This window comes from Cryobacterium suzukii (genome assembly GCF_004403185.1).
GTDB classification, from domain to species: Bacteria; Actinomycetota; Actinomycetes; order Actinomycetales; family Microbacteriaceae; genus Cryobacterium; species Cryobacterium suzukii.
In genome coordinates, this window is sequence record NZ_SOHJ01000009.1 from 76,467 (window position 1) to 90,311 (window position 13,845).

The 13,845-nt window shown below is 64.0% G+C and carries 9 protein-coding genes and 1 pseudogene; 5 read left to right on the top strand and 5 right to left on the bottom strand.

Annotated features, from left to right (window positions below; genetic code table 11):
• Positions 1 to 18: 18 nt before the first annotated feature.
• Positions 19 to 570, bottom strand: coding sequence for a hypothetical protein (locus E3T39_RS09095; protein WP_174845112.1), 552 nt, complete (start codon positions 568 to 570; stop codon positions 19 to 21).
• 44 nt (positions 571 to 614) lie between these two features.
• On the opposite strand from E3T39_RS09095, the gene E3T39_RS09100 reads away from it, so the two are divergent.
• Both E3T39_RS09100 and E3T39_RS09105 read left to right on the top strand, forming a co-directional pair.
• A complete protein-coding gene (locus tag E3T39_RS09100; RefSeq protein ID WP_134514594.1) occupies positions 615 to 1,055 on the top strand; it encodes an EVE domain-containing protein in 441 nt (146 codons plus the stop codon).
• Between the two features lie 37 nt (positions 1,056 to 1,092).
• Positions 1,093 to 2,358, top strand: a complete 1,266-nt coding sequence (locus tag E3T39_RS09105; protein WP_134514596.1) for a hypothetical protein — start codon at positions 1,093 to 1,095, stop codon at positions 2,356 to 2,358.
• Between the two features lie 35 nt (positions 2,359 to 2,393).
• Here the strand turns inward: E3T39_RS09105 and E3T39_RS09110 are convergent, their stop codons facing one another.
• From E3T39_RS09110 to E3T39_RS16425, 3 genes are all read right to left on the bottom strand, one after another.
• The gene (locus tag E3T39_RS09110; RefSeq protein ID WP_134514598.1) at positions 2,394 to 2,906 is read right to left on the bottom strand and encodes a SprT-like domain-containing protein; all 513 of its coding nucleotides are present in this window, start codon (positions 2,904 to 2,906) and stop codon (positions 2,394 to 2,396) included.
• Positions 2,906 to 4,063 carry a PQQ-dependent sugar dehydrogenase gene (locus tag E3T39_RS09115; RefSeq protein ID WP_241979625.1) on the bottom strand — a complete coding sequence of 386 codons (1,158 nt, stop codon included), beginning with the start codon at positions 4,061 to 4,063 and terminating at the stop codon, positions 2,906 to 2,908. Before E3T39_RS09115 ends, E3T39_RS09110 begins: the two co-directional genes overlap by 1 nt.
• Positions 4,064 to 4,223: 160 nt before the next feature.
• On the bottom strand, positions 4,224 to 4,511 hold the full coding sequence (locus E3T39_RS16425; RefSeq protein ID WP_241979626.1) for a hypothetical protein: 288 nt from the start codon (positions 4,509 to 4,511) through the stop codon (positions 4,224 to 4,226).
• Between E3T39_RS16425 and E3T39_RS16430 the strand changes: the two genes are divergently transcribed.
• Positions 4,500 to 4,775 (top strand): hypothetical protein, encoded by a 276-nt coding sequence (locus tag E3T39_RS16430; protein ID WP_241979627.1) that lies wholly within the window; start codon positions 4,500 to 4,502, stop codon positions 4,773 to 4,775. The genes E3T39_RS16425 and E3T39_RS16430 overlap by 12 nt on opposite strands.
• 77 nt (positions 4,776 to 4,852) lie before the next feature.
• Here E3T39_RS16430 and E3T39_RS09125 read toward each other — a convergent pair whose 3' ends face one another.
• Positions 4,853 to 5,737: a spermidine synthase gene (locus tag E3T39_RS09125; protein WP_134514600.1), complete on the bottom strand. Its 885-nt coding sequence runs from the start codon at positions 5,735 to 5,737 to the stop codon at positions 4,853 to 4,855.
• Between the two features lie 353 nt (positions 5,738 to 6,090).
• Between E3T39_RS09125 and rpoB the strand changes: the two genes are divergently transcribed.
• Positions 6,091 to 9,582, top strand: coding sequence for a DNA-directed RNA polymerase subunit beta (gene rpoB / locus E3T39_RS09130; RefSeq protein ID WP_134514602.1), 3,492 nt, complete (start codon positions 6,091 to 6,093; stop codon positions 9,580 to 9,582).
• A gap of 42 nt (positions 9,583 to 9,624) precedes the next feature.
• Positions 9,625 to 13,576, top strand: a pseudogene (gene rpoC, locus E3T39_RS09135) (DNA-directed RNA polymerase subunit beta').
• The last annotated feature ends 269 nt before the right edge of the window (positions 13,577 to 13,845 follow it).

The following is a 13,845-nucleotide window of genomic DNA, read 5'->3' on the forward strand; positions in this document are numbered from 1 at the left end:
TCCACACGAAGCCACCTGCTAGGTTTCGGCGTTCTCGGTGGGTAGCACCCGTTGCGACGGCGGTACGACGTCGGCCTCGTCGATGCCGATGTCGTACTGCCAGTTGGGCGCGAGATGTTTCAGGCGCAGCATGCGCCATTGCCAGAACGCCCAGAAGGTCGGCCAGAGTGCGATCGTGGCCGGGCGCCCGCGAAAAATGAGCTGGTCGCGGTATAGCGTTTTGCCGGTGCCAGCCGGGTCGGGGGCGATCGCCATGCGGTGGTCCCAAAGCGTGACCGCACTCAGTGCCCCCGACACACCACGACCGGTATCGCGCAGAATTCGCACCCCATCGGCACGGTGCGTCGAATTGGCCAGCCGAATGACCTGGGTGCCCATCGGCACCAGGCCGAGCATGGAGAACTCGGCAGGGTGTTCGCCCGGCTCCCAGCGGGTGGGAAAACCGTCGGCTTCGAGCGACTCCACCGCCATGAACGGGCTGCTCACCTCACGGAAGACGGCCGGGCTGTGGATGGCGTGCCAGGCGGCATCCGGTGGGCAGTCCAGGATTTCTTTGAGCAGTACGCGCATGCCTCCAGTTTGGTCTGACAGCGGCATGCAGTACAACTAGAAAGGTGGCAATTCGGTTCTGGCTCGGCGTCGTGCACCGCGAGCATGTGCTGCGCGGTGTCGATTTGGGCATTGCCCGGGCTAATCGCGGCGCCGGTGACGTGATCGCGCAAATGGGTGAGGCCGACGGCATCGTCTACTACTCGCCGAAAACAGCCATCGAGGGTGATCCGCTCAAGGAGTTCACCGCGATCGGCCGCATAGCGGATGCCTACGCGTATCAGGTAGGAGACCCCGGCAGCTCGTGGCGGCCCTGGCGCAGACGGGCCGATTACGACCTGGATGCCTGGCCCACGAGCATCCGCCCGTTGTTATCGGTGCTGCAATTGACCCGCGGCAATCCCGACTGGGGTTTCCAGCTACGCCGTGGAGTGCTCGAAATTTCGCGGCACGACTTCGAGATGATCCGGCAGCAGATGCGGCGGCCCTCCGCCGACGACCGGTAGTGCGTTTGGTCAGTAATCCTTTATTAGACTCAAGCGCATGAATGGCGATCTCTGGTGGGTACCCTCGGTCATCGTTATCGGCCTCGTCGTGGCCGGAGTCTGGGCGCTGGTGGGTGCCTCGCGCCGGCGCACGCGAACCAGGCTCGGGCAGGTGAGCGCGGCCGCCACCGAGCTGGAGCGGAGCGCGTCCAGCAGCCTGGTGCGCGCCGACGACCTGGTGCAGGACGCCACCGACGAACTCAGTTTCGCCATCGCCCAGTTCGGCGAATCCGCGACGCGGGAGTTCCGGGCGGCGCTCACGACGTCGAAGCGCCAGCTCAGCGACGCCTTCGCGCTGCAGCAGAAGCTCGATGATGCCGTGCCGGACAGCGCTGCAGAACGCACCCGCTGGAACCAGCAGATTGTTCAACTCGCCGATGAGGCCACCGCCCGATTGAGCAACCAGGCCCGAAATTTCACTGCCAAACGGGGCGTTGAACGCAATGCTCCGCAGCAGATTGATGAACTGCACCGACGCCTCGACCGGGTGTCCGATCGGGTCGCCGGCGGCGCGAACACCCTCGCCCGACTGGGCTTGAGCTATTCCGCGGCGGCGCTCACGCCGATCAGCGGCAACGTCGGTCGGGCCGGCACCGCCCTTAAAGCGGCACGGGCCAGCGCCGATGCCGCGGCCACCCGACTCGAAGCAGCATCGTCCGAACCGGTGGGGGAGCAGTTGCAGACCGCAGAGCACGCCCTGTTCCAGGCCACGCAACTGCTCGATGCGATCGAAACGGGCGAAGACCAGCTTCATCGCGGTTTCGCCAACCTGCAAAAGGCACTGGATGCTGCCGGCGCGGAACTCGCCGAAGCCCGCGCCCTGCGCGATAATCACGAGGAATCCGACACGAGCGCGTCGCTCAATCACGTCATTACCGACGCCGCAGCGGTACAGGCGTCGCTGCGCGAGCCCGGGCGGCAAAGTGACCCGGCCGCGGATCTCGTGACCCTTGAGACGGCGATGAACGGGCTGGACAGCATCCGCTCGGAGGCGCGCAACCGCCAGCTGCGCCTCGACAACGCCCGAACGGCTCTGGCCGGCGCACTGCTCACCGCGCGCAGCCAGATCACGCTCACCCGCGACTTTGTGGCTGCCAATCGGGGTCGGGTGCAAGCCGGCGCGCGCACCCGCCTCGCCGAAGCCGAACGACAACTCGCGCTCGCCGTGGCCGAGAGCGACCCGGTGACGGCGCTCGACACCGCGCGTCGAGCGATGACGCACGCAACGGATGCCGACGCCCTCGCCCACTACGACGTGCACTGACCAGCGGTCGCTGACCGGCAGTCGCTGACCGGCAGTCAGCTGGGCGGCGGCAGCCGTGGCCCAGCGGAGGCCGCAGCTCGGCGTCGGATGGCTGGCGTGATTTCACGCCGCAACCAGCTGATGGCGTGGGCCTGGTCGAAGCGGCGGGAGCACAGGCCACAAGCCAGGGGTCGGGTGGGCTGCCGGTACCGAAAGTGAGTATGGCCGGCGGGGCAGGTGCCCACCCACGGGGCGAGCTCGTTGGCGATCTCGCCGTCGTGGGTGCGCTTGCCGTCGTAGCCGAGGTCGAGCGCCATTTTCTTCCAGCGTGGCCCGTGCCCGGCACGCGGCCCGACCAGGGCATGCGCGAGCTCGTGCAACAAAATCTGGTGCACGTCGTCGTCGGCATAACGGGAGGCGAGGTAGCGCGAGACGGTGATGTGCTTCGAACTGAAATTGCACAGGCCGGCCCGCTTCTTGGCGTTGTCGAAGCCGAAGGTCCAACCGGGGTCGAGGTGCGCCGCGATGAGCGCGTCGGCCCACCGGCGCACCTGGGTGAGATCGGCCATCAGGGACCGACCACTACCTGAAAGAGCCGGTCGTCGCCGGCCGCCGGGGAGCCCCGGCCATCCGTGTTATTACTCACAAACCACAGTGTGCCAGCAGGGCCTGACACTACGTCGCGCAATCGGCCATAGTCGTGCACAAACCACTCGGCGGGTGCTGCTGTGGAGGACGGGCCGGTGATGGGGATGCTCCACAGTCGTTGGCCGCGCAGGCCCGTCATGAAGATGGTGTCATTGACGATCGCGATACCGCTCGGGCTGGCCTGGTCGGTCGACCACTGCTGTTGGGGATCGATATAGGCCGCGTCACCGGCTTCGCCTTCAACCTGCGGCCAGCCGTAGTTGCCTCCGGGAACGATGCGGTTGAGCTCGTCCCAGGCGTTCTGGCCGAACTCGCTCGCCCAGAGCTGGCCGCGCGAATCCCAGGCCAGCCCTTGGGGATTCCGATGCCCGAACGAGTACACGAGCGTGCCGAACGGGTTGTCTGCCGGCACGCCGCCGGTCGGTGTCAGGCGCAGAATCTTGCCGCCGAGCGAACTCGGGTTCTGGGCGTTGGCCGTGTCTCCGGCGTCTCCGGCGGTCGCGTAGAGCAGGCCATCCGGTCCGAAGGCGATGCGTCCGCCGTTGTGATTGCCGGCCCGCGGGATCGAATCAAGCACGAGGGTGGGCGTCCCGAGGGTGTGGCTGCCCGGGGTGCCGGCCAGCGGCATCCGCTCGATGCGGTTGTCGGTTGCGGTCGAGAAATAGGCGTAGACCCAGCCGGCGCCGCCGGGTGCCGCTTCGTCGGCCAGAAAGGCCAGGCCGAGCAGTCCGCCCTCGCCATTGGGCTCTGCTGCCTTAATCGTGCCGGCCTCGCGCAGGCCGCCGTCGGGAAGTAACTCGCGCACGCGGGTGGTGTCGCGTTCGCTGATGAGGGTGGCGCCGCCTGGCAGCGGCAGAATCGACCACGGAGCCTGAAGTCCCGAGGCGATCACGACAGGTTCCCCGACCGGATGCACCGGCGTCAGTTCTGCGGTCGCAGTCGCGCCGGGTGCGGGTTGGGCCGGTGTCGACGTCATCGGTGTGGCGCGTGGAGTGTCCGCGCTGCACGCGGCCAGCGCCAGAACCAGCAGGGCGGCCGACGCGGTGGCAGCCGCGCGCCGAAATGCCTGAGAAGTCACCGTTCACCTCGCCTTCGTGGTGAACACAGCATGCCGCAGAACGCGCTCGAGAGCCAGCACCCGGCCACGACGCACCATAACTCCTGCAATGTGCGGCGCCGTTCTTCGGCGGCCGCGAGATTCCGCGGGCGGTTGTGTTGCCGGCATCGAATTGCCGGAGTTATGCGCGAAGGGGACTGGTCCCACGGGCCGCGATGTGCGACTCCACTACCGCAACGGCAAGCAGTGAGCTGTCGAGTTCGTCGGCGTCGGCGCCGTCTTTCTCGCGCAGAAACACGGCCGCGGTAAAGTCCGCGAGCGCGCCGTCGAGGTTACCCTGGTCAAAATACACCTTGCCGCGGTGCTGCCGGGCATAGGCGGCCAGCCGGGTCCATTCGTGCACCTCAGAATCGAGGATGCAGTGGGTCAGTTCGCTCGCTGCTTCGTCGAGCTTGCCTTGAAACTGCAAAACCTGGGCGCGACGGATGCGGCTGGCCACCGCCTGTTCCCGGTTGCCGGTGAAGCGAGACTGGCGCACCGCCTCGTTCGCGACCTCCCAGGCTTCGTCGAGCCGACCGACCAGGCGCAGCAGGGCGACCTTCTCATTGAGGGCGGCCAGGCTGCGCAGGTTACCGAGTTCGACGAGCCGTTCGCCGGCGGCCAGCAGGTCGACTTTTTCGCGCAGGGTGATGGGGTCGTAACCAATGATGAAACTCAGGGGGTGTTCCTGTAATGACGAAGGCGGCCGGGGCCGCGGAAATTGACGGGTGCCCCAAGAGTACCGCCGCCGGTAAGCCTCCGGCGAGCACGCTAGTGTCCGATCTGAAAGACGGTGCGACCGGGCAGCGGCGACTGCGTCGAGGTTTCGTCGGTCGCCACGAGCGATCCGGCCATGAATGCTTTCAGTTCCGCGCCCTCGATCACCTTCGCCGGGTGCGGTCCGTTGGCGAGCAGCCGAGGAATCCAGTTGAGGTCGATCGGCGTGTGCGCTGCGACGAATACGATGTTGCCGAAGCGGCGGCCCTTGAGCACCTGCGTCTCGGCAAATCCGATCACGTGCGGGAACACCGCCGAGAGGGTTGCGGCCTGGCCACGCGCGAACGCGAGGCCGGGGCCATCCGCTACGTTGACGGCGAGCACGCCGCGCGGCGACAGCAGGGGAGCGGCGAGCGCGAAGAATTCGCGACTCGTGACGTGTTTCGGGGTGCGCGCGCCCGAGAAGATATCGACCACGACGAGGTCGACGGCTCCCCGCAGTCCGGCCGGCAGCTTGCCGAGCACCTCGCGGGCATCGCCGTGGCGCACGCGCAGCTGGGCCCGCTTGTCCCACGGCAAGACCTCCCGCACGAGGTCGATCAGGTCACTCTCGATTTCGACCACCTGCTGGCGGGAGCCCGGCCGGGTCGCCTCGACGTAGCGCGGCAGGGTCAGCGCGCCGGCCCCGAGGTGCACTGCGGTGATTGGCTCGTGCGGGTCGCCGAGCAGATCGATGACGTGCCCGATGCGCTGGATGTACTCGAAGAACAGCTCATCGGGGTGGTCGATGTTCACCTGCGACTGCGGCGTGCCGTCGACGACGAGCTGAAAGCTGCCGGGGGTGAACCGATCCGGTTCAATCACCGCCGTGTGTCCACTCAACTTCAAGACGACAGACGGATGCCCGTCCGTTGCCTCACCCTTACGCCCAGTACTCATGGTTCCAGTCTGCGCCCTCACCGCGCCCTCACGGCGCGCAATCTGCGCGCAGCATCCAGTTCGAGAGCGTAAAAAGTGCCCATTTGCGGTTGCCAAGCGGGCCGTTCCTGCGCTTTCACGGTGACTAGTGCGACGGGTTATACCTGAGAATTTGCACATTCGCAAGATTCGGGTGGACATGTCGCAAAAGGGGGCATATAGTTGATCCTTGCGCTCCCAGACAAACTATGCCTTCATATTGCGGTCGGCTTTGCGTGTTCAAGCCACCTTGAGGCACACCTCCTTATGAGGGTCTGCGGAGTCATCACCAATAACAGTAACTAGACCTGACGGGGTCCACGGAGGTTATTTCCTTGGCTGCTGCGCGCAACGCAACCACCAACTCACCCAAGAACGGCCGCTCAGCTGAGCGTCTGTCGTTCGCAAAGATCAGCGACCACTTGAACGTTCCGGATCTGCTCGCTTTGCAGACCGAGAGCTTCGACTGGCTCGTCGGCAACGACATCTGGAAGGCTCGCGTCGCCGAGGCCCAGAAAGCCGGACGCCAGGACCTGCCGAATCGCACCGGGCTCGATGAGATCTTCGAGGAGATCTCTCCCATCGAGGACCTCGGCGAAACGATGCAGCTGTCGTTCACCAACCCGGAGCTCGAGCCGGAGAAGTACACCATTGATGAGTGCAAGGAAAAGGGTAAGACCTACTCCGCACCCCTCTACGTGAACGCTGAGTTCATGAACCACCTCACCGGTGAGATCAAGACCCAGACCGTGTTCATGGGCGACTTCCCGTTGATGACCCCCAAGGGCACCTTCGTGATCAACGGCACCGAGCGTGTCGTCGTGTCGCAGCTGGTGCGCTCCCCGGGCGTGTACTTCAACCGCGAGCAGGAGAAGACGTCTGACAAGGACATCTACTCTGCCCGCGTTATTCCGAGCCGTGGTGCCTGGCTTGAATTCGAGATCGATAAGCGCGACCAGGTTGGCGTGCGCATCGACCGCAAGCGCAAGCAGTCCGTTACCGTGTTCCTGAAGGCCCTCGGCCTCACGTCCGAGGAAATCCTCGAGGAGTTCAAGGGCTACGCGTCCATCGAGCTCACCCTGGAGAAGGACAACATCCTTACCAAGGAAGAAGCCCTCAAGGACATCTACCGCAAGCTTCGTCCCGGCGAGCAGGTTGCCGCCGAGGCTGCGCGTGCGCTGCTCGACAACTTCTTCTTCAACTCCAAGCGCTACGACCTGGCCAAGGTTGGTCGTTACAAGATCAACCGCAAGCTCGGCCTCGAAGCTCCGCTGAGTGACTCCGTACTGACGCTCCAGGACATCCTGGCTACCATCAAGTACCTCGTCGCCCTGCACGACAACCAGACCACCCTTCCTGGCCTGCGCGACGGCAAGATGACCGACATCAACATCGACATCGACGACATCGACCACTTCGGTAACCGTCGTATCCGTGCCGTTGGCGAGCTCATCCAGAACCAGGTGCGCACCGGCCTGTCCCGCATGGAGCGCGTCGTTCGCGAGCGCATGACCACGCAGGACATCGAAGCGATCACCCCGCAGACCCTGATCAACGTGCGCCCCGTCGTGGCCGCGATCAAGGAATTCTTCGGTACGTCGCAGCTGTCGCAGTTCATGGACCAGAACAACCCGCTCGCCGGACTGACGCACAAGCGTCGCCTGTCCGCGCTGGGCCCGGGTGGTCTGTCCCGTGACCGCGCCGGCGTCGAGGTGCGAGACGTTCACCCCTCGCACTACGGCCGCATGTGCCCCATTGAGACCCCGGAAGGCCCGAACATCGGCCTGATCGGTTCGCTCGCCTCGTTCGCGCAGATCAATGCGTTCGGTTTCATCGAGACGCCGTACCGTCGTGTGCTCAACAACAAGGTCACCGAGACGATCGACTACCTCACCGCGAGCGAAGAGGACGACTTCATCGTCGCCCAGGCCAACGCGCCGCTCACCAAGGACTCGCACTTTGCCGAGGCCCGCGTGCTCGCTCGTAAGAAGGGTGGCGAGGTCGACCTCGTTCCCGCTGAAGACATCGGCTACATGGATGTCTCGCCGCGCCAGATGGTGTCGGTCGCGACCAGCCTCATCCCGTTCCTCGAGCACGACGATGCAAACCGCGCGCTCATGGGTGCCAACATGCAGCGTCAGGCGGTGCCGCTGCTCCTTTCCGACAGCCCGCTCGTCGGAACCGGCATGGAGGTCTACACGGCCATCGACGCCGGTGACGTGCTCACTGCGTCGAAGCCCGGTGTGGTTTCCGAGGTGTCGGCTGACGTCGTTACCATTCAGCTCGATGAGGGCGGCACGCAGGACTACTACCTGCGCAAGTTCTCGCGCTCCAACCAGGGCACGAGCTTCAACCACCGCGTGATCGTCAACGCCGGTGAGCGCATCGAAGCCGGCGAGGTCATCGCCGACGGACCCGCCACCGACCAGGGTGAGCTCGCCCTCGGAAAGAACCTGCTCGTGGCATTCATGCCGTGGGAAGGCTACAACTTCGAGGACGCGATCATCCTGAGCCAGAACCTGGTCAAGGACGACACCCTCTCCTCGATTCACATCGAAGAGTACGAAGTGGACGCCCGCGACACCAAGCTGGGTAAGGAAGAGATCACTCGCGACCTTCCCAACGTGTCTCCGGACTTCCTCGCCGACCTCGACGAGCGTGGCATCATTCGCATCGGAGCCGAGGTTCGCCCCGGCGACATCCTCGTCGGCAAGGTCACGCCCAAGGGCGAAACCGAGCTCTCCGCCGAGGAGCGCCTGCTGCGCGCCATCTTCAACGAGAAGAGCCGCGAAGTTCGCGACACGAGCTTGAAGGTTCCCCACGGTGAGCGCGGCACCATCATCGGTGTCAAGGTGTTCGACTCGCAGGACGGCGACGACGAGCTCGGCTCGGGCGTCAACCAGCGCGTGGTCGTATTCATCGCCCAGAAGCGCAAGATCACCGAGGGTGACAAGCTCGCCGGCCGTCACGGCAACAAGGGTGTCATCTCCCGCATTCTGCCGATCGAGGACATGCCGTTCCTCGCCGACGGAACCCCGGTCGACATCATCCTCAACCCGCTCGGTATCCCCGGTCGCATGAACTTCGGCCAGGTGCTGGAAACACACCTCGGCTGGATCGCGAAGCAGGGCTGGAACGTCGAGGGCAAGCCGAAATGGGCTGCTCGTCTTCCGGAGCACGCCTTCAGCGCCGCCCCCGGCACGAAGGTCGCCACCCCGGTATTCGACGGTGCGCTCGAGATCGAGATCGAGGGTCTCCTGGACTCCACGACCCTGACCCGCGACGGCGAACGCTTGATCGGTTCCACCGGAAAGACCCAGCTCTTCGACGGCCGCTCCGGTGAGCCGTTCCCGATGCCGGTGTCCGTTGGATACATGTACATCCTGAAGCTCCACCACCTCGTCGACGACAAGATCCACGCTCGTTCGACTGGCCCGTACTCCATGATCACGCAGCAGCCGCTGGGTGGTAAGGCGCAGTTCGGTGGACAGCGTTTCGGTGAGATGGAGGTGTGGGCGCTCGAAGCATACGGAGCCGCTTACGCCCTGCAGGAACTCCTGACCATCAAGTCTGACGATATCCTCGGCCGCGTCAAGGTGTACGAAGCCATCGTCAAGGGTGAGAACATCCAGGAACCCGGCATTCCCGAGAGCTTCAAGGTTCTTATCAAGGAAATGCAGTCGCTGTGCTTGAACGTCGAGGTGCTCTCGGCCGACGGCACCGCAGTCAGCCTGCGCGACACGGATGACGAGGTGTTCCGCGCTGCGGAAGAGCTCGGCATCAACATTTCCACCCGGTTTGAGTCGTCGTCCATCGACGACATCTAAGCCTGGCCCAAAGAAACTTCGAAAACTTTCCAAGGAGAGAAATTGCTCGACGTAACAACATTTGACGAGCTTCGTATTGGCCTGGCTACCGCTGACGACATCCGTCGTTGGTCGCACGGTGAGGTCAAGAAGCCCGAAACCATCAACTACCGCACGCTCAAGCCGGAAAAAGACGGCCTGTTCGGCGAGCAGATCTTCGGTCCCTCGCGGGACTGGGAGTGCTCGTGCGGCAAGTACAAGCGCGTTCGCTTCAAAGGAATCGTCTGCGAGCGTTGCGGTGTAGAGGTCACGAAGTCGTCGGTGCGCCGTGAGCGCATGGGCCACATCGAACTCGCTGCCCCTGTCACGCACATCTGGTACTTCAAGGGTGTGCCCTCGCGTCTCGGTTACCTGCTGGACATGGCTCCGAAGGACCTCGAAAAGGTCATCTACTTCGCCGCATACATGGTCATCACGGTTGACGAAGACGGTCGTCACCAGGACATGCCCGGCCTCGAGAACGAGCTGCGCCTCGAGCTCAAGACCATCGAGTCCAGCCGTGACTCGCGCATCGCCGATCGCCTGCAGCGCCTCGAAACCGACCTCGCAGCATTGGAGGCCGAAGGCGCCAAGAGCGACCAGAAGAAGCGCACGAAAGACGCCGCTGAAAAGGAAATGGGCCAGGTTCGCAAGTCCCTGGACGAGCAGATCGCGCACCTCGAGCGCGTGTGGGAAGACTTCCGCACCCTCAAGGTTGGCGACCTGAAGCCGGAAGATTCCGTCTTCCACGAGCTGCAGGACCGTTTCGGCATGTACTTCGAGGCCTACATGGGCGCCGAAGCCATCAAGAAGCGCCTCGAGGCCTTCGACCTGGTCACCGAGAGCGAAAACCTGCACCTGCAGATCGCCGAGGGCAAGGGTCAGAAGAAGATCCGCGCCATCAAGCGTCTGCGCGTGGTCAACGCGTTCATTATGACCGGCAACTCGCCGGCCGGAATGGTGCTCGACGTTGTACCCGTGCTCCCGCCTGAACTGCGCCCGATGGTGCAGCTCGACGGTGGCCGGTTCGCCACGAGCGACCTGAACGACCTCTACCGTCGTGTGATCAACCGCAACAACCGCCTGCGTCGTCTGCTTGACCTCGGTGCTCCCGAGATCATCGTGAACAACGAAAAGCGGATGCTGCAGGAGGCCGTCGACGCACTGTTCGACAACGGTCGTCGTGGTCGCCCCGTTACCGGTACCGGCAACCGTGCCTTGAAGTCCCTGAGCGACATGCTCAAGGGAAAGCAGGGTCGGTTCCGTCAGAACCTGCTCGGCAAGCGCGTGGACTACTCTGGCCGTTCGGTCATCGTGGTCGGCCCGCAGCTGAAGCTGCACCAGTGTGGTCTGCCCAAGCAGATGGCACTGGAGCTGTTCAAGCCGTTCGTGATCAAGCGCCTGATCGACCTGAGCCACGCTCAGAACATCAAGGCCGCCAAGCGCATGGTCGAGCGTTCACGCCCGCAGGTCTGGGACGTCCTCGAGGAGATCATCCGCGAGCGCCCCGTCATGCTCAACCGTGCGCCCACCCTGCACCGCCTGGGTATCCAGGCCTTCGAGCCTCAGCTCGTTGAAGGTAAGGCAATCCAGCTGCACCCGCTCGTCTGCGCGGCGTTCAACGCCGACTTCGACGGTGACCAGATGGCTGTCCACCTGCCGCTTTCCGTTGAGGCCCAGGCCGAGGCACGCATCCTGATGCTCGCCTCGAACAACATCCTCAAGCCGTCTGACGGCCGCCCGGTGACCCTGCCCACCCAGGACATGATCATCGGTCTGCACCACCTCACCACGATGAAGGAAGGTGTGGTCGGAGAAGGCCGCGCATTCTCCACCGTGTCTGAGGCCATCCTCGCGTTCGACCAGAAGACGCTCGACCTGAACGCCAAGGTGCGCATCCGTTTGACCGACAAGTACTTCACCGAGGGCACCCAGCCCGATGGTGTCGAGCTGGTCAACGGCCAGGCCGTCGGAACCGTTCTCGTCACCACGAGCCTCGGTCGCGCCATCTTCAACGAGGCGCTTCCGGCCGACTACCCGTACTTCGAAGACGTTGCCAACAAGGTCACCATGTCGACCATTGTCAACGACCTCGCGGAGCGGTACGTCAAGGTGGAGGTTGCTGCAACCCTCGACCGGATCAAGGATGCCGGTTTCTACTGGGCAACCCGTTCCGGCGTGACCGTTGCGCTCAGTGACATCCTGACGCCTCCGAACAAGAAGGAGATCGTCGCCGGCTACGAGAAGCAGGCCGCCAAGGTTCAGGCACAGTTCGAAAAGGGTCTCACGACCGACCTCGAGCGTCGCCAGGAGCTCATCCAGATCTGGACCCGCGCCACGGAAGACGTCGCCGCAGCAATGCAGGCGAACTTCCCGGCCGACAACACCATCAACCGCATGGTCACCTCTGGTGCTCGTGGTAACTGGCTGCAGGTGCGAAACATCGCCGGCATGCGAGGCCTGGTGAACAACCCGAAGGGTGAGATCATCCCTCGCCCGATCATCTCGAGCTACCGCGAAGGACTGTCCGTCGCCGAGTACTTCNGAAGGACTGTCCGTCGCCGAGTACTTCATTGCTACTCACGGTGCTCGTAAGGGTCTGGCCGACACGGCTTTGCGTACCGCTGACTCCGGGTACCTCACCCGTCGTCTCGTGGACGTATCGCAGGATGTCATCATCCGCGAAGACGACTGTGGAACGACGAAGGGTCTCGAACTGCCCATCGCCGGAACCGACGCCACGACCGGTGCGCTCCTGCGTGACGAGGATGGCGGCCTTCTGGTCGACTTCAACGTCGAGAACGCGGTCTACGCTCGCAGCCTGGCCGCAGCCGCGGTCAACGCTGCCGGCGAGGTCATCGCCGACGCCGGAGACGACGTCGGAGACGTGCTCATCGCCAAGCTCATCGCCGGTGGTGTCGAAACCATCAAGGTGCGCTCGGTTCTGACCTGTGAGTCGGCTGTCGGTGTGTGTGCGGTCTGCTACGGCCGGTCGCTCGCTACGGGTCAGCTCGTCGACATCGGTGAGGCCGTCGGTATCATCGCCGCACAGTCCATCGGTGAGCCCGGCACCCAGCTGACCATGCGTACCTTCCACACGGGTGGGTCGGCATCCGCTGACGACATCACCCAGGGTCTGCCGCGTGTTCAGGAGCTCTTCGAAGCCCGTACCCCCAAGGGTGCGTCGCCCATCGTCGACTCCGCCGGACGCATCACGATCGAGGATTCGGACAAGGGCCGCAAGGTTATCCTGACCCCCGACAATGGCGACGAAGCAATCGCTTACCCGGTGCTGAAGCGTTCGACCCTCCTCGTCGAGGACGGCCAGCATGTTGAGCTGGGGCAGCAGATCATCATCGGCGCCGTCGACCCGAAGGAAGTTCTTCGCGTCAAGGGTGTTCGCGCGGTGCAGAAGCACCTCGTCTCCGGTGTGCAGGAGGTCTACCGTTCGCAGGGTGTACCGATTCACGACAAGCACATCGAGGTCATCGTTCGTCAGATGCTTCGCAAGGTGACGGTCGTCGAACACGGCGACACCGGACTGCTTCCGGGCGAGCTCGTTGACCGGTTGAAGTACAACGACCTCAACCGCACCGCGCTCACCGAGGGCAAGAAGACAGCATCCGCTCGCCAGGAGGTCATGGGTATCACCAAGGCATCGTTGGCGACCGAGTCCTGGCTGTCGGCCGCTTCCTTCCAGGAGACCACTCGGGTTCTGACCCAGGCGGCCATGGAAGGCAAGAGCGACCCGCTGATGGGCCTCAAGGAGAACGTCATCATCGGTAAGTTGATCCCGGCCGGCACCGGTCTTCCCCGCTACCGCGACGTGACCGTCGAGGCAACGGAAGAAGCCAAGGCTGAGCGTTACCCGAACCGCATCTTCACCGAAGATGCAACGTTCAATGAGGGTGACCTGAGCTTCGTCGACTTCGACAGCTTCTCGTCGGACGACCTGGCTCCCGGTACGTACAACTAGTACCGAGCCGCTCTAAACGGATGGCCCCTGCTTCGGCAGGGGCCATCCGTCGTTTAAGTACGGGCCGGATGCGCCGCGCGCCAGCGGATGCGGCAACGGCGCACGGTTGGTTTGTGGGCCCACTATGCAGAGTCGATGTGTCGACCGGGAAGTTTGGCACCCCCATTCTGGGGGTGTAGCACATGCCCCGTTCGGTCATGGGGTCGGGCGGCATCGTTAAGCTTGAGCTTGAGACCAGCTGAGTCTTTGCGAGCCAACACAAAGACGCA

Coding starts and splice junctions, on each gene's coding strand:
- E3T39_RS09110 (WP_134514598.1), bottom strand. CDS start 2,906: ATGGCCGATCTCACCCAGGTGCGCCGGTGGGCCGACGCGCTCATCGCG.
- E3T39_RS09125 (WP_134514600.1), bottom strand. CDS start 5,737: ATGAGTACTGGGCGTAAGGGTGAGGCAACGGACGGGCATCCGTCTGTC.
- E3T39_RS09105 (WP_134514596.1), top strand. CDS start 1,093: ATGAATGGCGATCTCTGGTGGGTACCCTCGGTCATCGTTATCGGCCTC.
- E3T39_RS09095 (WP_174845112.1), bottom strand. CDS start 570: ATGCGCGTACTGCTCAAAGAAATCCTGGACTGCCCACCGGATGCCGCC.